Below are 17,715 nucleotides of genomic sequence, written 5' to 3'. Positions count from 1 at the left end.
TGACTTTACCGCATCTGGAGAATCTCTAAAATGCCGACCTCAGAAAGCAACACTTCACACGAGGATGCACCTATGACCGCTTACTACTACCTGGCCATTGCCATCTGCGCCGAAGTGATCGCCACCGTTTCGATGAAAGCGGTCAAAGGCTTCAGCACCCCGCTGCCGCTGATTCTGGTTATTGTCGGCTACGGCATCGCCTTCTGGATGCTGACGCTGGTGGTGCGCAGCGTTCCGGTGGGCGTGGCTTACGCGGTGTGGGCCGGCATGGGAATCGTAATGGTCAGCGTCGCGGCGCTGTTTATCTACGGGCAGAAGCTGGATGTGCCGGCGATGCTGGGGATGGCGCTTATCGTATTGGGCGTTGTAGTGATCCAGCTCTTCTCGAAAACCGCCGGCCACTAAAACCTGAAACACGATCCATTGTGGGAGCGGCGGTGCGGCGATCCGACTTGCTCGCTCCCACAGGGTTTTGCATTCGCTGCGTTGATCACCAACAAATCCCCTCTTCGTCGAGTCTGTATACTGCGCCCTCGTCTTGAACACTGAGGTCGCTGCATGCCATCCGTTATTTCCACCGACGTTCTGATTGTCGGCGCTGGTGTCGCCGGCCTCTGGCTGAATGCGCGCCTGCGCCGCCAGGGTTTTTCGACCGTGCTGGTGGAAAGCGCCAGCCTCGGTGGCGGGCAAAGCGTGAAATCCCAAGGCATCATCCATGGCGGCGCCAAGTACGCATTGCATGGCGCCCTGACCGGTGCCTCGGAAGCCATCTCCGACATGCCTCGGCGCTGGCGTGAAGCCCTGGCCGGTGACGGCGAGCTCGATCTGACCGGCGTGCGCCTGCTGTCCGAAGCCCATTACCTCTGGTCCCCCGGCACGATCGCCGGCAACCTCACCAGTTTCTTCGCCAGCAAGGCAGTGCGCGGCCGTGTCGATCAGGTCAAGGGCGAGCAACTGCCACCCGCCCTGCAAGACAAGCGCTTCAAGGGCAAGGTCTATCGCTTGGCAGAACTGGTGATCGACGTGCCGAGCCTGATTCAGCGCCTCGCCGATCTGGCGGGTGATGGTTTGCTCGCCGGTCAGAAAATCGAACCGTTGCTGGAGGGTCGCGTTCTGGTCGGCCTCAAAGTCGACGAGCGCGAAATCCGCGCCCAGCGCATTGTCTTGAGCGCCGGTGCCGGTACAGCAGCGCTGCTCGAAGCCCTGGGGCTGAGCCAACCCGCCATGCAACGCCGGCCGTTGCACATGATCATCGCCAAAGGTCCGGGGCTCAAACCGCTGTATGCCCACTGCCTGGGCGGCGGCACCAAGCCGCGCATTACCGTGACCACCCATCCGGCCGCCGATGGTCAGTGGGTCTGGTATCTGGGCGGCGATATCGCTGAAGCCGAAGGTGTCGCCCGTGAACCCGCCGAGCAAATCGCCACCGCGCAGAAAGAACTCGGCCAGTTGCTGCCATGGATCGACCTGAGCACAGCGCAATGGGCGACCTTGCGAGTAGATCGCGCCGAGCCTCTGCAATCGGGACTGACCCGTCCTGACAATGCATTCCTTGCCGAAGAAGGCCGGTTGCTTGTCGGTTGGCCAACCAAATTGGCGCTGGCTCCGGACTTTGCTGATCGCGTCATCGCGTCCTTGCAGCGCGACGGCATCCAGCCAAGCCATCCGGCGTCGCTGCCCGACCTGCCAAAACCGCCGATGGGCGTCCCTGCCTGGGAGCAACTGCTGCCATGAGCCAACCGACTTTGCACGATCTGCATCGCCCGCTGGGCAGCACCGGCCTGATGGTTTCGCCACTGGGCCTGGGCACGGTAAAACTCGGCCGCGACCAAGGCGTGAAGTACCCCAACGGTTTCCAGATTCCCGATGATGACGAAGCGCGCATGCTGCTCAAACTCGCGCGCGATCTGGGCATCAACCTGATCGACACTGCACCGGCCTATGGCCGCAGCGAAGAACGCCTCGGTCCGTTGCTGCGTGGGCAGCGCCAGGATTGGGTGATCGTCAGCAAGGTCGGCGAAGAGTTTACCGACGGCCAGTCGAGCCACGATTTCAGCGCCGCCCACACCCGGCTGTCGGTGGAACGTAGTCTGCAACGGCTGGAAACGGACTTCATCGATCTGGTGCTGGTGCACTCCGATGGCAACGACCTGGCGATCCTCAACGACAGCGAAGTCTATGCGACCCTCGCGGCGCTGAAGAGTGAAGGCAAGATTCGCGGCTTCGGTTTTTCCGGCAAAACCGTCGAAGGTGGTTTGAAGGCTCTGGAACAAGGTGATTGCGCGATGGTCACCTACAATTTGAACGAACAGAACGAGAAGCCGGTCATTGACTATGCTGCTGCTCACGGCAAAGCCATTCTAGTCAAAAAAGCCCTCGCCAGCGGTCATGTTTGCCTGAGCCCAGGTGTGGACCCTGTTCGCGCAAGCTTCGAGTTGTTGTTTGAACATCCGGGTGTTGCCAGTGCTATTGTCGGGACCATTAATCCGCTGCACCTCGCCCATAACGTCGCGACCGTTGCCCAGGTCCTACGTAGAAACTGATGCCGCCCACGCGGCCTTAAGCAGGAGCCGACATGCCGCGTACGCTCATAAGAAAGAACCCGAGCAACTTCAAGACCCTGCCGTTATTTGTCGAAGCGACTCCCGAAGGCCTGAGTTATCAAAGCGTCGGGATGCCGCTCAATTTCTCCCAGACGCTGCAACGTCGCCGCCCGGTGACGGTAGCCGATACTCAGCGGTTTTCGCTTGAGCTGGCCAACCTCGGGGTTTCGGTGCGCCTGACCCTGCATTGGCAGAACCGCGATTACTGGGTGTTGGTGCGTCAGCGTCGGCAAGACCGCGGCGACGTGGTGCTCAAGCTGATCTCCGGTTACGTGCCCGCCCATGAGCTGAACCTGCCGCTGCACACCGCGATTCAGGAAATTGCCGAAGAGTGCTTGCTGGAAACCCCGGAGGGCTGGCTCGGCGGGCGTTTCAATGACACCTGGCTGCCGGCGCCCTACTCGTCCGCGCTGCATTATCGCGAAGCCCTGCCGTTTCGCCTGACGCCGCTGTCCGGCTCGGCGCGGCCGGTGCGTTGCGCCAAGATGCAGTTGATCGAACGCCCGCGGGCTTACGTGCATTTGCCGACGGCCTCGCTGCAATTGATCTACGACTTGCGCCTGGACGTGCCCAAGGAAGCCAAATCCCTGAGCCTGTTCCATGTCGACGAACGACTGGAAGGCGATCAACTGGTGGCCCGCCTCGATCGGAAACGTCCCGATTTGTATCTGATGCCACTGCAGGACGGCCAGCCGATGGCCGAGCTCTATACCTTGAAAAAGGACCAGTTGTACCCGGCGAGCACTCGCGGGTTGTACCTGGCAGAGAGTTTTGCCCAGCAGGAAGGCTGGCTGGTGAAGGATGAGCGGATTCGCTGGAAGGATTGGGTGCGGCAACAGGGCTTGAGCCCGCCGGGGAAGGATTCCGGGTTAGCCCGGTTGCGTGGGAAGGCGAAGCAATTGCTGAAGAGAATCGTACCGCGCAAGAAAGTCAGCTCTTGATTGATCGTTCCCACGCTCCGCGTGGGAATGCAGCCCGGGACGCTCCGCGTCCCAACAGCGGACGCAGAGCGTCCATTGAGGCATTCCCACGCGGACGGTTCGACGCCTCGACGTGGGAACGATCAGCCTCACTCGGACTTGCGGATCTTCTCGACAATCGCGGTGGTCGAGCTGTTTTCCACCAGCCCCAGCACTTTCACAGTGCCGCCGTAAGCGGTCACGATGTCCGCGCCGACAACTTGCTCGATCCCGTAGTCCCCACCCTTGACCAGCACATCCGGCTTGACTTCGCGCAGCAGGTTTTCCGGGGTGCCTTCTGGGAAGCTGATCACCCAATCCACGGCGCCCAGACCTGCCAGTACGGCCATGCGACGGTCGACGCTGTTGATCGGACGACCCGGACCTTTCAGTCGGCTGACCGACGCATCGTCGTTGACCGCAACGATCAAACGATCGCCCTGGGCCCGCGCCTGCTCGAGGTAGGTCACGTGGCCGGCGTGCAAAATGTCGAAGCAGCCGTTGGTGAAGACGATCTTCTCTTTATGCGCACGCGCATCGTCGACCGCCAACAACAACTGCTCAAGGCCGAGCACACCCCGCTCGGAACCTTCTTCACGCTGGATGGCGCGACGCAGTTCCGGTGCGCTGATGGCTGCCGTACCCAGTTTGCCGACCACGATGCCCGCCGCCAGGTTGGCCAAAGCCACCGCGTGAGGCAGTTCTTCGCCCGCGGCAATCGCTGCCGCCAGGGTGGAAATCACCGTGTCGCCGGCACCGGTCACGTCGAACACCTCACGGGCACGGGCTGGCAGGTGCAGCGCCGGATGATCCGGACGCAACAAGGTCATGCCGTGTTCGCCGCGGGTCACCAGCAATGCGCCGAGGTCGAGGTCGTGCATCAGCTGCGCGCCCTTGCTCACCAGCTCGTGCTCATCGGCGCAACCGCCGACGATGGTTTCGAATTCGCTGAGGTTTGGGGTGATCAGGCTCGCACCACGATAGATCGAGAAATCCTTGCCCTTGGGATCGGCCAGCACCGGAATGCCACGGGCACGGGCCGCCTGGATCAGCACCTGATGGTTTTTCAGCGCGCCTTTGCCGTAATCGGACAGCACCAGCACTTTGATGCCTTCGAGCAATTCGTCGACTTGCTCGCCCAACGCCAACGCGTCGGTGGCGAAAGGTTCTTCGAAGTCGATACGCAGCAGTTGCTGGTGACGGCTCATGACCCGCAGCTTGACGATGGTCGGCTGGTGCGCGATACGCTGGAACAACGCCCGCACGCCAGCGCCCTTGAGGCTATTGGCCAGACTGTCGGCGGCTTCATCGTCGCCGGTCACGCCGACCAGCGAGGCCGGTGCACCGAGGGCGGCAATGTTCAACGCAACGTTGGCGGCACCGCCCGGGCGGTCCTCGATTTGCTCGACCTTGACTACCGGTACCGGCGCCTCAGGGGAAATCCGTGAGGTACCACCATGCCAGTAACGGTCGAGCATGACATCGCCGACCACCAAGACAGGGGCTTGATCGAATCGCGGCATGGACAACTTCATGGAGCAACCCACATACAAAATGAACAGGGGCGCGATATTAACACAGGGTTGGCGTGGGCTTGTGTGACGGCTGCAATGGGATGATTCGGCGGGGCTATCTGCTCATTTATTGATCAGAAAATCCGACCGTGGTGCGCAGAGTTATTCAGGCTTGGTCAAGAAAGATAAAGGTCTGAATACCAATCACCGGGCGCATTGCACGCCGGGTGTGCAAAAGGGGTGAGCCAGGCTCACCCCTTTTGTGGGGTCAGGCGATGTCGCCAACCGGGGCGTCGAGGCCCATCGCATGCAGGCGCGAGTAGTAGCCGTTTTGCGCGAGCAGTTGAGCGTGGGTGCCGCGCTCGACGATTTCGCCATGGTCCATGACCAGGATCAGGTCGGCTTTCTCGATGGTCGACAACCGGTGAGCAATCACCAGCGTGGTGCGACCTTTCATGACCTGATCCAGTGCCGCCTGAATGTGCCGCTCGGACTCGGTATCGAGTGCCGATGTTGCCTCGTCGAGAATCAGCAACGGTGCGTTCTTCAACAAGGCCCGGGCAATCGCCAGGCGCTGACGTTGGCCACCGGACAGCAACACGCCGTTTTCCCCGACCTGGGTGTCCAGGCCCTGCGGCATCTCCGAGATGAAGTCCATCGCGTAAGCATCCGTGGCGGCCTTTTCGATGTCGGCTCGTGGTGCGCCGGCCAGGTCACCGTAAGCGATGTTGTTGGCGATGGTGTCGTTGAACAGGGTCACATGCTGCGTCACCTGCGCCACGTGCCGACGCAGATTGCGCAGACGATAGTCTTCGATTTCCACGTCATCGAGCATGATTTCGCCGGTTTCGTGGTGATAGAAACGCGGGATCAGGCTGGCCAGGGTCGACTTGCCGCTACCCGAACGACCGACCAGGGCGATCATTTGCCCCGGTGCCGCCGTGAAGCTGATGTTCTTCAGCACTTCACGCTCGGTGCCCGGATAGGTGAAGCTCAGGTTGCGCACTTCCAGGTGGCCACTGACGCGATCGCGCTCGACGGTACCCTTGTCAATCTCCGGCTCGACGTCCAGTTGCTCGAAAATGCTCTCGGCACCGGCGACACCTTTCTGGATCGTCGAACTGACTTCCGACAGCTGCCGAATCGGTTTGGGCAACAGGCCCGCGGCGGTGATGTAGGCCACCAGGTCACCGGCGGTGGCATCGCCGCGCAGGAACAGCACCAGGAACATCAGCACGGCCATGGCGGTGTAGATCACCAATTGCAGCATGGGCGTGTAGACCGCACCGGTCTTGGTCATGCGCAGTTGCTTGTCGGTGTTGCCCTGGCTGGCTTCGGCGAAACGACGTTCTTCATAGCTCTCGCCGCCGAAGCTGCGCACCACGCGATAACCCTGGATGGTTTCGGAGGCCACGTGAGTCACGTCGCCCATCGCCACCTGGATTTTCTTGCTCTGCTTGCGGAATTTTTTGCTGGTGCTGCTTACCATGATCGCGATGATGGGCAGGATCGCCAGCATCACCAGGGTCAGTTTCCAGTTCATCCACAACAGGTAAGCAAACAGGAACACCACGGTCAGGCCTTCACGAATGACCACTTTGATGGCGTCCGTGGCCGCACCGGTGACCATGGTCACGTTGAAGGTGATGCGCGAAATCAGGTGCCCGGAGTTATGGGTGTCGAAATAACGGTTGGGCAATACCAGCAACTTGTTGAACAGCTCGACACGCAAGTCGTGGACCAGCCCAAGGGAGACTTTGGCCAGGTAGTAGTTACCCAGGAAAGACCCCAGGCCTTGCCAGGCGGCGATCAGGATGATCAGCAGCGGCACGGCCATCAGCAACTGCAAGTCTTGCAGATAGGGAACAGTCGGGAAGAGCACCGCTTCGGGGTTGCTCAGGCCATCGACGAAATATTTGAGAATCCCTGCGAGCATGGGCTGCGTCGAGGCAAAAATCACAAAGCCGACGATACTGATGGCAAACATGCCCCAGTACGGGCGCACATACGACAGCAGGCGCAGGTAAATCTTCAAGCTCGACGGCGCAGGCGAATCAGGGCTGGTCATGAGAACCCGTTGTATGAGAAAAGAGCCCGCGAGTGTAACACAGGCCATTTTAGTCGCTGAGCTGCGGTAACATGGCCGGCTATCCATGCCTCACGGCGCCCAACCCGGAGTATTGATGCAAGCGCTTGATCACACCCGATATCTCGCCCTCCGCGAGGGAGCACAAGTCCTTGAAGCGGATGGTTCGGGGGACAAGGTTCTGCGGTTGACGGACGGTTCAATACTCAAACTGTTTCGCCGCAAACGCCTGCTGACGTCGGCCGCGTGGTACCCGTACGCCAAACGCTTTGCCGACAACTGCGATGCGTTGCGTGAACGGCACATCCCCTGCCCGTCGATTCGTCAGGTTTACCGTATTGCGAGTATCGAACGCGATGCCGTGCACTACGATCCACTGCCGGGCCAGACCCTGCGTCAGCTGCTGGACATCCAGGGCGATGCCGATCCGTTGCGCGGTCAATTGGGGGTCTTCATGGCCACTTTGCATGAGCGGGGGATTTATTTTCGCTCGGCGCACCTGGGCAACATCGTGCTCACACCCGAGCATCAGTTGGGCCTGATCGACATCGCCGACATGCGGGTGTATCGCCGTCCGCTGCGCAAGACTCTGCGGCTGCGCAACTTCAAGCATATGGTGCGTTATCCGCAAGATCGGCAATGGCTGCTCGACGGTCACGGCGAAGTCTTCATGAACCATTATGGCCAGACCCAGAGCATCTGCTCCCCGGAGGAGCTGAGCGTCGCCCTGCAAAAATGATCTGACGGCCTTCGCCTCCGGGGAGGAGGCGAAGGTCAGGCATTACGCCAGCGCAGGTTGTCGCGCCTTCAGCACGCGAGACAGGATCATCGCGGCGGGCAGCAGCACCAGCGGCCACAACTCGTCAGGGTTACCGATCAGCAAACTGCCATCGAAATTCAGCATCACCAGCGCACACGCCAGGTACATACCCCAAGCGTCGCGCAGACGCCAGGCCTGCCAAAGGCTTGCGACCATCAGCGCTACGAACAACGCCAGCGCAACTCCACCGCTGTACAGCCCCAGCGCTACGAAAATGTTGTGCGGATGCTGAATCGGCATCCAGCCATCGAGCACCTGGGCGGTGTGAAAGTTGATGCCGCAGCCCAGTGCCCAGCCGCAGTGGCGCCACTCGCCGACCATGATATGAAAAATCTCGAGGCGGTACGAATCGCCTCGATTCCAGAGGGACTGGTACCAGGCTTCGTTGTGCACCACCAGGAACAGCAGGCCTGAAACAACCGCGACAATCGCCACCGCAGTGCCAACCAGCCGCGGCTTGAGGTAAATGCCGTAAAGCAACCAGATGCCAAACAGGAACACAGCCCCCACAAACGCGGTACGCGTCTGCAGGACGAAGGCTACCGCGAACACCGACAAAACGATGGCCAGGCCACCTTCGATATACTTTCGTTCCCTGAGCCAGATTGGCAGCGCCAGCGCCAACGCACAGAACAGCCAAATGCTGGCGTAGATGACGTTCTCCAAGCGTGCCGGAAGTAATGCCACCCGGCCGCCGACGGCGAACTCACCGGTTGCCCAACCGTAGAGTGCGCTGCCGAAGATGTATAACGTCAGGATCCAGAACTGAGCGCGAATAAACGCCGCACTGCGGAAGAACTGCGGATCGGTAAGGGCGCCGGCCACCATGACGAACATCAGTACATAGAAGACGTGTTTGTAGAACTGCATCTGCCCAGCAATCGTCGCAGGCACCAGAAACCACAGAATGAACGCCAGCCAGCCCCATGCCAGCGGCTCCTTGAGCAAGCCCGCACCGCGCTCCTTGATCAGGAAGACCAGGCCCGGCAATGCCATCAGGACGTAGAACAGGTTATTGGTCCACTTCGACGACCAGCCCACCACAAAGCTCAAAAGAAACAGACAGAGCACCGTTCCGAAATACGCCACGGTGTTCTTTCCTGGCTTCATGCCGCTAAATTCCATGGAGTACCCAACCTATTGCCAGACCCAAGATAAGAGCTGCGATCAGCTTCAGCCGATCGAGACGTTTACGCCGTAATTTGTTCTCCCGCTCCTTGGGAACCACCACATGCTCACCGAAACCGGTGTGCAATACCGCGTCGTTTTCCAGAATCAACGCATAACGGTTTTCGCCAGCGTACAGACGCGACAGGTCTTTCTCCCCGGAAAATCCGGAATAGGGTGCATGCAACAAGTAATCCGCACGACGGCGCAGCCCTGGATTAAAGGAAAAACCTTGCCACTCGGCTTTTTGCGAGCCCAGTACGTAGAAAGGAATGCCATGGCTGACTTTGCGCTCGTTCAGGAACACGTAAGGACTGTGAACCATCAGGTCATGATTGAAGCTGCGCAGCCACACCTGCAGTGCCTGCGGATCTTCCTCCAGCAGGCATTGGGACTCTTCGATGAACCCTTCGCGGTAGAAATCCCAGTCGTCTTCACAGTGGAAAATCCACGATGTCTGCACCTGAGCGTAAGCGGCGTCGATAGATCGCAACTGACCCAGGCGTGGCTTGTTGATGAAGAACTGGGTATGCGCCCTCCAGTGCTCCGGAATACAGGCCTCTACGGCGCTGTCGCCGGAGTCCTCTGTAATGAACACTTTACGGATGGGAGCCGTGTTGTACCGGTCAAACGTCTCGAGGGTACGCTTCAACAGATCGAAGCGACCGCAACTAGTGATTACTACCGAAATGTCGCTAGTCTCGCTGAACAGCATTTATTTGCACCGCACCATTGGTTGTTTAATCGCCCGGCTTCACAGCCCCAGCGACAAGCGTAATTTTTCTTTCCAGCCCAGCGGGACGTGCTCCCGTAGCGGCGCACGCAGGGCGTCGACAATCGCATGCCCTACAGCCCGGAACGTGTAACGCTGTTCTACCAAAGCCTGTCCGGCCAATGAAATGGACTCGGTCAGCTGTGGGGACTCACGCAACACCGCCAGTTTTTCCCTGAGTTCGTCGCGGGTTCGATAGAGCACGATGTTGTGCATATCGACAAACCCCAGCGCGCGATTCTCTGCTTCCCCTTGATCGTAAGCAAACAGCACACAACCACAGGCCATGGCCTCGAAATTCTTGATCATGTATTCGCCCATGCCGACGTCGGCACTCACGAAGTAACGGATCCGGCTCAACGTCTCGCAGTATTCCTCACCCGACTTGGTGCGGGTGATCAGCAGGTTCTCCACTTCAGCCACGGACTCGAGCATGGCCTTGCGTCCGGCATACGCCACGCTGTTGAGACTGCCGACAAAACCCAGCTCGATATCCCGTTCACGTTGGCAGTTTTGCAACAGCGCCTGATCGTAGCCCTTGGGCACGAAATGCGCGTCAAACCCTTCATCACGCAAACACTGGCTGACCATGAAACCCGAGCTGATCACCCGCGCCCAGGGTAGCTTGCGGTAATGCGCACTGAACTTGCCGGTGTACTTGCACGGGATGTAATTCTGGTACGCATCGTGTTCCAGAATAACCAGATTGGGCAGGGTTTGGATGAACCTCACCTGTCTGATTTCTTTTTTGAAGCGCAGGAAAAAAACAATCCGGTCGTAGCGGGTCACATCGACATGCTTGCGAAAGTATCCACGCAAGTCGTCCTGCTCTGCGCTGGTCAACTCGCGCTTGTCGCAGTCGCAGTGCTCGGCGATACCGTCATACAGTCGATCGAGGATCGCTCGCTGCTCTTTCTGCACCAGAAACAGAACTTTCAATTGGTCTCTCTCTTTCCAGACAGCTCTTGGACCCAGAATAATTCGTGGCGTCGCACCGCTTTACGGAAGAACTCGTTTTCGCCGAAAGCCGGCCAGTGTCGGGCCGCCAGACAACGCTGGATCGCCCGGCGAAGTAGGCGTTTGAGGGGAAGTCGGGGCTGAAGGTCGTGCATCATGCCCAACGACATAGCCTTGTGCCACTGTTTTTCGGTCGACAGACAAAGCGCCCAGGGCCGCAACGGTTCGTGATTATTGATCTGTGGCGGCAGTGTCACACCGGTACCGGCATCACCCATTGGCCAGCGATCGTTGTCGTGTAGATGATTAGCGTAATGCAACAAGGTTTCGGGCTGCCAGGCTGTACCGTTCAGTGCCTGCATCACCGCTTGCTGTGAGCATAGATGGTCTGGGTGCGGGTCGAAACGCGGATGTGGCAAAACGATGACCTGAGGCTGGATACGCTCGATCAACTCACTCAGGTCGGCCAGCAGATTGTTCCAGGACGGTATGCCATCGACATCACTGCCCAGGGCAAACGGATTGAACCGTCGAAAAGATCGGGTATCGCCAAGCTGTGCCTCACGGGACGCCACGGCCTCGGTTGGCGCGCTTTGCATGGCGGACAATTGCAGGCAGAAATACCCCAACTGAATACAGCGCTCCTGAGGTACGCCGCCCCACAGCGGCACGCTGATACTATCCCAGGCGCGAAGCGAGCCTTTCAGCCGAGACGCTTCGACGCCATTGAGCCCCATCTGCTGATAGTGCCCGGCCTCGATCTCACCGGCGGTCAAGGTCACGATCCAGCTTTGACTGGCGCTGCTGTACAAACCGAATGCGGCCAACTCGGCATCGTCGGCGTGGGGCGCGATCACCATCACCCGCTGACGGCTGTAATCCGGATGCTCGAACGCCCTGAGCACCGGCTCACCCAGCAGTCGGCAGAAACGCCCACGCAGGCGTAACTCACCTTGCGACAGAACCTGCGCCTGACCACTGAGGTTGAGGTAACGCAGGCCGTTCACACCACGCTCGAAGGTTTGTCGGTCCGGGTTATCCCCCCCCGACAACTCGACCACGGGATCGATGAAGCGCCCCAGCCAGGTGCTTTTTATCCGCAGCGCCAAAACCAGCGTAGCGTCGTCGACCAGCATGACGCCGTCGTCCAGGCGCAAACGCTCACCGTCAAGGTGAACCTTGGGCTGCTGGGTGTACGGTGGAAAGCTGTACTGATAATCGTCTTTGGGCGAATAAAACAGGTGGTCGGCGAACCAGGCCTCGTGGGCAATCCAGCCCAGAACCGCGAGCACCAACGGCAGCCACCAGGTCACCAGCACACCGATGGCAATCAATAGCACCAGCGCGATGAGCAGACCAATGCGTTTGTTGCGCCGATGGCGCTTGAGCAATTGCTGTTTGCGGTTCATGGGCTGACTCATACGGTGAACACCGGCACAGGATTGCACCAGCGATCCTTGTATTCACGATCGGCGCGACCGAAAGAAAAGCGCAACGGTTTGTCCAACGCCCGGGCATGCTCCCAGGCGCTTTGCGTATTGAGAAAACTCAGCACGCTGCCCGGACTGAATTCGCGGGTTTCGGGATCGACGCCGCCATTGATGTACTCGACGCTGATCCACAGCGGTGTCTCGACACGGTAGACCAGTTGAATCGCTATCGGTGCATCGTTGAGGAAAATCACCGAGCCGATCAACAAATCACGCAGCAACTCGATGACCTCAGCCATGCGCTCGGCCCCCGTCGCCGGGAAGCCCCAGCGACGCTGGAACAGGTCGCAATAGATCGCCGCCAGTTCACTGCTGGAAAACTCCGCGACCGGCCGAACCACTCCGCCCGCCTCTTCCAGCAATCGCAATTCACGACGCTGGTTGTAGCGAAACTTCTTCGACAGTTCTTCGGGAGTGCGGGCCATCGCCAGCTGTTCAGCCTGCAATTTGATACCGGTGAAGCGGCCTTCATTCAGCGCCGACAGGTAGCGCCCACGATGACGCAGCGGCGCTTGTGCATCGGCAGCGGCCGGCAGGATGAACTCGGCATTACCGAGGTCGAACAGACCTTTTTTACCGCAGCGCTTGAGCACGTCCTTGGACAAGGCGAGGTCGCGGCCCCAGGTCGGGATCGCGGCTTTGACTTCACCGTTTTGCTCCCAGGCCAGGTAGCGCACAGGAATGTCGGCCAACTGCGCAAGCCGCTCGACCACCATGGGATGAGTGGCGACGCTGCCGCCATAACGTTGCCAGGCTTCAGCATATGTCGAGGCGTCGACTACCGCCCAGCCACGTTCGCGCCAGCCTTGAAATCGGTTGAGCATCAGCCCCTCGGCGCCAGTTCGGTAACGTGCGGCAAACGCCAGAAAGCATCGCGCACCGCGCGGTCGGAGAAGCGTTCACGCAAGCGATCGAGCATCAGCTCGGCGCACTGGTGACGTTGCTGCTCGTCCATCGCGGCCAGATGTTGCAGCCCTTGAGCCAAGTGTTCGGTATCGCCCAGCGGGAACAGAATACCGACGCCTTCGACCACTTCCTTCGCCCCGCCACACGCCGTGGCGAGCAAGGGTACGCCGGCAGCCATGGCCTCCAGCAGCACCATGCCGAACGGTTCGTGATCGGAACTCAGGGCAAACACATCGAAGGCACGGAAATAACGCCGAGCCTCAGGCACCTGACCGAGGAACAGCACGCGGTCGCCGATACCCAACTCACGGGCCAGGGCCTTGAGGTCCTGCTCCAGTCGACCGGCACCGAGAATCACCAATTGACTGCTGGCCGGCAAACCCGGCAACGCCGTAGCAAAACCGTGCAGCAGCGTGGTCTGATCCTTGTCCGGATGCAGCCGTCCGACATTGCCGACAACCCAGGCATCCGGCGCCAGGCCGAGGGTTTCCCGGGCTTCGCGAACCGACACCTGGCTGTCCTGCAAGGTCTGCACATCGATACGGTTATAGAGCGTCTGAATCCGCGCCGCCGGCCACTTCGGCAGGCAATGACGCATGTCGTCGCGCACGGCATCGGAAACCCCGAGCAGGCTCAGGCGCTTGCGGAAAATATTCGCGAAGAGTTTGCGTGTGCCGCGTTTGTAATCGTCAAACGCGTGATGCACGCCAATCACCGGCAACGACGTGCCGAGCAAGGCGATATAAATAGGCTTGAAACGGTGAGCAATGCAAAAACTGAAATTGCGCGAGGCGGCGATCTTGCGCAGATCGCTGATGGCGCCCAGCTTCAGGCCACGAATGGCCTTGGAGCTGTATTCCATGAACAGCACTTCATCGGAAGCACAGCCCGCGGCGACTTCGGCATCGGCAGCCCCGGTCAGAAACACCGTGGTCACTCGATAACCGGTCCCCGCGAACAGGCTGGCGTACTGCCGGGCGCAGTCCAGAAACGGCCCGTCATAGCCGTGACAGAACTGCAGCACATGGCGTTCAGCCGAGCGTGTCATATGCGTCCGCGCCCTCTTTGACCACCAGGATGTCTTCCATGATCAGATACTGTAGATCGGAACCGAAGAACATGTTCAAGGCATCCGTCGGCGAGCAGATCATCGGTTCGCCACGACGGTTGAGCGAGGTGTTCAGCGACACGCCGTTACCGGTCAGCACTTCCAGCGCCTTCATCATGTCGTAGTAGCGCGGGTTGTATTCGCGCTTGAGCACCTGGGCCCGCGACGTACCGTCTTCATGGACGACTTCCGGCACGCGGGTTTTCCACTCTTCCGCCACTTCAAAGGTGAAGGTCATGAACGGCGCCGGGTGATCGATCTTGATCATCTGCGGTGCAACGGTGTCGAGCATCGACGGGCAGAAAGGCCTCCAGCGCTCGCGGAACTTGATCTGGTGGTTGATGCGGTCAGCCACGCCAGTCGCACTCGGGCAACCAATGATCGAACGACCGCCCAAGGCGCGCGGACCGAATTCCATGCGGCCCTGGAACCAGGCTACCGGGTTGCCATCGACCATGATTTTGGCGATGTTTTCCGGCATGTTCTCAAGCTTGCGCCATACCGGCTTGCTCGGGTGACGGGCACACGCGGCGAGCACGTCTTCGTTGGTGTACGACGGGCCGAGGTAGACGTGTTCCATCTTCTCGACCGGCACACCACGGGCGTGGGACACATAGGCCGCCGCGCCGACCGCGGTGCCGGCATCGCCGGACGCAGGCTGCACGAACAGTTCTTTAACGTCGTCACGGGCGATGATTTTCTGGTTCAGCTTGACGTTCAACGCACAGCCACCGGCGAAGGCCAGCTTGCCGGTTTCCTTGAGCACGTCGCCCAGGTAGCGGTCGATCATCTGCAGCGAGATTTTTTCGAACAGCGCTTGCATGCTCGCGGCGTAGTGGATGTACGGCTCGTCGGCGATGTCGCCTTCGCGCTTCGGACCCAGCCACTCGATCAGCTTCGGCGAGAAGTAGAAACCTTTGCCCTTCTCTTTATAACGACGCAGGCCGATGACGTTGGCGTAGTCGGTGTTGATCACCAGCTCGCCGTTCTCGAATGAAGCCAGGCGCGAGAAATCGTATTTGCTGGCATCGCCATACGGCGCCATGCCCATGACCTTGAACTCACCGTCGAGCATCTCGAAACCGAGGAACTCGGTGATCGCGCCGTACAGGCCGCCGAGGGAGTCCGGATCGAAGAATTCCTTGATCTTGTGGATCTTGCCGTTTTCGCCATAACCGAAAAAGGTCGTGGCGTACTCACCCTTGCCGTCGATCCCGAGGATCGCGGTTTTCTCTTTGAAACCGGAGCAGTGATAAGCGCTGGAGGCGTGGGCCAGGTGATGCTCGACCGGCTCGATCTTGATTTTCTTCGGATCAAAACCCAATTGCTCGAGGCACCAGACAATCTTGTTGCGATAGCGCTTGTAGCGACGGTTACCCATCAGGATCGCGTCGAGCGCGCGGTCCGGGGCGTACCAGTAACGCTTGGCGTAATGCCAGCGAGCCTTGCCGAACAGGCTGATCGGCGCGAACGGAATCGCTACCACATCAACGTCGGATGGCTTGATGCCGGCCTGCTCGAGGCAGAACTTCGCCGACTCGTAAGGCATGCGGTTCTTTGCATGTTTATCGCGCACAAAGCGCTCTTCCTCAGCCGCCGCGACCAGCTTGCCGTCGATGTACAAAGCTGCGGAAGGATCATGGCTAAGGGCGCCGGACAGGCCAAGAATCGTCAATGCCACAGGGGTCTAGCCTCTTTAGTCTGCATGCAGGCGCAAGGCGCCTCAAAGATTAATGTGCCCTCGCAAAGGGCGAGTGGCAGCTAAAGGGCGGGATTATAGCTTAAAAGCGACGGCAAGCCTCTAGCGGGAAGTGGCAAGCTGGCGCGTTGACAGATGAAGGACCTCGACATAGACTCCTGCGCAAATGGACTGGGGGATCCCGGTCGGCGTTATGGCCTCGGTGAGTTTCACCGGGGCTTTTCGCTTTCTGAGAGAGGGAAAATTTTTAACCCCCAATTCTCGAAACCCTCTCCCACATTGTTACGCCCACCACTGCAGTAGAACTTGCGCTTGAGCACGTCAAAGGCACGATTTTCTTGCCCCGACCGCAAAACGCTCATACCAATGGGTCTTGCAACAAGATCCGCTAGCTGTAACCCCGTGGAATTCACTTGTTTGGTTGCAAAGACGATGTCGAACGGCAGTTGCATGCCCAATCTGTTCGCGCCATCGCACATGCGACGAAACTCCAGTTCAAGCTCATTATCCTCCCGCTTCCCTCGACGCTCGAAAATCACATGAGTTAAAACGCTCTGTTGATTCTTTTCCTGCAAATACTCATAAAGCGTTTCAAGGCAGAATCCGAGCGCGACGTGATAGGGATTGTGGACAGGACCTTGCTTTTCGCGAAGAGCGGCTTTGTCGATAACGCAGCTGATCAGAACGAAATTGCTGGCCTCAATGATTCCCGTCAACTCATCGAGAAAGGCATGCTTGTGTTGCCTTGATGTGAAAAGACTAGAGAACGCTCCCTTTTCTTTTCGAATTTCCAATTCATGCAGACCGATCAGGTCATGCCCCATATGATTAAATTTAAACTTCTGAAGGGTAGGAATAACCTTTTCGCAATAATGCCTTTTATGAAACACACAAAATGCCAGCACAAACATTGGGTAGTTTGGATCTAATGTTTGCATCCCATGATCGCCGCTCTCATCCACATAGATTATGAAATCGCTGTACCTCCCGGACGGAGGTAAAAGCTTTTCCGCCTCAACATTAGCTTCAGCTTCGCTTTCGTTTTCAAAAAGAAAAAACTGTTGAGAGGGCAAAATCGGGGTCGACACTAGCTATTCACCTTTTGTTCTTCGAGCCAAGTGCGTTAGGTGTAGCACTGACACGCAGGAATACAAAAGAGTTACCCGCGGCCCGCTCGCCAATAAATGCTGATATTGCCGTCTGCAGCCTGGCGGTAAACCGTATAGGGCAGGAGGACGGTGTCGAAAACACCCGAGAGGGTGAAATCCACCAATACGAACGGCAAAAGAATACCCGTGGGATCAGGCGCTGCGTTTAATACGCAAAAGTCGTAGGCCAGGCCACTGTAGATACGCGGTATGGATTGACAGTAGGTCTTTTGCTTTCGAAGGCTACGAGCCGCATCCTCGTCATCCTGCAACACCGTAACAGCGGTCCCGCAGCCTGATAAAGCCAGTGAGAACGTGCTCAGCAATACCGCCATTTTTATCGTCAAAATCTGCCCTCCGTGAACGTCAGGCAAACTAGCATCGCGGCTATTCAGGGCACAGTTCACGGCCTCCCTGTTTCGCGTAGGACAATTCATAAGAACCTGTCCCCCATGACATCGAAAAGCCCGCACAAGGCGGGCTCGG

The 17,715-nt window shown here is 58.9% G+C and carries 16 protein-coding genes; 5 read left to right on the top strand and 11 right to left on the bottom strand.

Annotated features, from left to right (window positions below; translation table 11 throughout):
• Positions 1–72 precede the first annotated feature (72 nt).
• From ACMXYI_RS09320 to ACMXYI_RS09305, 4 genes are all read left to right on the top strand, one after another.
• Positions 73–405 carry a DMT family transporter gene (locus ACMXYI_RS09320; protein WP_008027887.1) on the top strand — a complete coding sequence of 111 codons (333 nt, stop codon included), beginning with the start codon at positions 73–75 and terminating at the stop codon, positions 403–405.
• A 153-nt stretch (positions 406–558) separates the two neighbouring features.
• Positions 559–1,734, top strand: coding sequence for an NAD(P)/FAD-dependent oxidoreductase (locus ACMXYI_RS09315; protein WP_415772986.1), 1,176 nt, complete (start codon positions 559–561; stop codon positions 1,732–1,734).
• Complete coding sequence (locus ACMXYI_RS09310) at positions 1,731–2,543, top strand: aldo/keto reductase (protein WP_415772984.1); 813 nt, start codon at positions 1,731–1,733, stop codon at positions 2,541–2,543. The genes ACMXYI_RS09315 and ACMXYI_RS09310 overlap by 4 nt, the downstream gene beginning before the upstream one ends.
• Positions 2,544–2,575: 32 nt before the next feature.
• On the top strand, positions 2,576–3,544 hold the full coding sequence (locus ACMXYI_RS09305; RefSeq protein WP_134419771.1) for a metal ABC transporter ATPase: 969 nt from the start codon (positions 2,576–2,578) through the stop codon (positions 3,542–3,544).
• Positions 3,545–3,672: 128 nt separating this feature from the next.
• On the opposite strand, the gene hldE is transcribed toward ACMXYI_RS09305, so the two are convergent.
• Entirely contained in the window at positions 3,673–5,097 is a 1,425-nt protein-coding gene (gene hldE, locus ACMXYI_RS09300) for a bifunctional D-glycero-beta-D-manno-heptose-7-phosphate kinase/D-glycero-beta-D-manno-heptose 1-phosphate adenylyltransferase HldE (RefSeq protein WP_415772982.1), read from the bottom strand.
• Between the two features lie 247 nt (positions 5,098–5,344).
• Entirely contained in the window at positions 5,345–7,144 is a 1,800-nt protein-coding gene (msbA, locus tag ACMXYI_RS09295) for a lipid A export permease/ATP-binding protein MsbA (protein ID WP_415772980.1), read from the bottom strand.
• 115 nt (positions 7,145–7,259) lie between these two features.
• On the opposite strand from msbA, the gene ACMXYI_RS09290 reads away from it, so the two are divergent.
• Positions 7,260–7,901: a toluene tolerance protein gene (locus tag ACMXYI_RS09290; protein WP_415772979.1), complete on the top strand. Its 642-nt coding sequence runs from the start codon at positions 7,260–7,262 to the stop codon at positions 7,899–7,901.
• Positions 7,902–7,943: 42 nt separating this feature from the next.
• On the opposite strand, the gene ACMXYI_RS09285 is transcribed toward ACMXYI_RS09290, so the two are convergent.
• From ACMXYI_RS09285 to ACMXYI_RS09245, 9 genes are all read right to left on the bottom strand, one after another.
• Complete coding sequence (locus ACMXYI_RS09285; RefSeq protein ID WP_415772977.1) at positions 7,944–9,092, bottom strand: O-antigen ligase domain-containing protein; 1,149 nt, start codon at positions 9,090–9,092, stop codon at positions 7,944–7,946.
• Positions 9,093–9,096: 4 nt separating this feature from the next.
• Complete coding sequence (locus ACMXYI_RS09280; RefSeq protein ID WP_415772975.1) at positions 9,097–9,864, bottom strand: glycosyltransferase family A protein; 768 nt, start codon at positions 9,862–9,864, stop codon at positions 9,097–9,099.
• 39 nt (positions 9,865–9,903) lie between these two features.
• On the bottom strand, positions 9,904–10,860 hold the full coding sequence (locus ACMXYI_RS09275; protein ID WP_415772973.1) for a glycosyltransferase family protein: 957 nt from the start codon (positions 10,858–10,860) through the stop codon (positions 9,904–9,906).
• Positions 10,857–12,287 carry a PIG-L deacetylase family protein gene (locus ACMXYI_RS09270; RefSeq protein ID WP_415772971.1) on the bottom strand — a complete coding sequence of 477 codons (1,431 nt, stop codon included), beginning with the start codon at positions 12,285–12,287 and terminating at the stop codon, positions 10,857–10,859. Before ACMXYI_RS09270 ends, ACMXYI_RS09275 begins: the two co-directional genes overlap by 4 nt.
• Positions 12,288–12,295: 8 nt before the next feature.
• Positions 12,296–13,192 (bottom strand): antimicrobial resistance protein Mig-14, encoded by an 897-nt coding sequence (locus ACMXYI_RS09265; RefSeq protein ID WP_415772969.1) that lies wholly within the window; start codon positions 13,190–13,192, stop codon positions 12,296–12,298.
• Positions 13,192–14,322: a glycosyltransferase gene (locus tag ACMXYI_RS09260; protein ID WP_415772967.1), complete on the bottom strand. Its 1,131-nt coding sequence runs from the start codon at positions 14,320–14,322 to the stop codon at positions 13,192–13,194. Before ACMXYI_RS09260 ends, ACMXYI_RS09265 begins: the two co-directional genes overlap by 1 nt.
• On the bottom strand, positions 14,306–16,063 hold the full coding sequence (locus tag ACMXYI_RS09255) for a carbamoyltransferase family protein (RefSeq protein WP_415772965.1): 1,758 nt from the start codon (positions 16,061–16,063) through the stop codon (positions 14,306–14,308). The genes ACMXYI_RS09260 and ACMXYI_RS09255 overlap by 17 nt, the downstream gene beginning before the upstream one ends.
• 227 nt (positions 16,064–16,290) lie before the next feature.
• Positions 16,291–17,169 (bottom strand): DUF3800 domain-containing protein, encoded by an 879-nt coding sequence (locus ACMXYI_RS09250; protein WP_415772963.1) that lies wholly within the window; start codon positions 17,167–17,169, stop codon positions 16,291–16,293.
• Positions 17,170–17,240: 71 nt separating this feature from the next.
• Positions 17,241–17,576 carry a YceK/YidQ family lipoprotein gene (locus ACMXYI_RS09245; protein WP_415772961.1) on the bottom strand — a complete coding sequence of 112 codons (336 nt, stop codon included), beginning with the start codon at positions 17,574–17,576 and terminating at the stop codon, positions 17,241–17,243.
• Between the last annotated feature and the right edge of the window lie 139 nt (positions 17,577–17,715).

The sequence above is a fragment of the Pseudomonas lyxosi genome (assembly GCF_047758685.1).
Classification (GTDB): domain Bacteria; phylum Pseudomonadota; class Gammaproteobacteria; order Pseudomonadales; family Pseudomonadaceae; genus Aquipseudomonas; species Aquipseudomonas lyxosi.
This window is presented reverse-complemented; position numbering and strand designations above follow the sequence as displayed.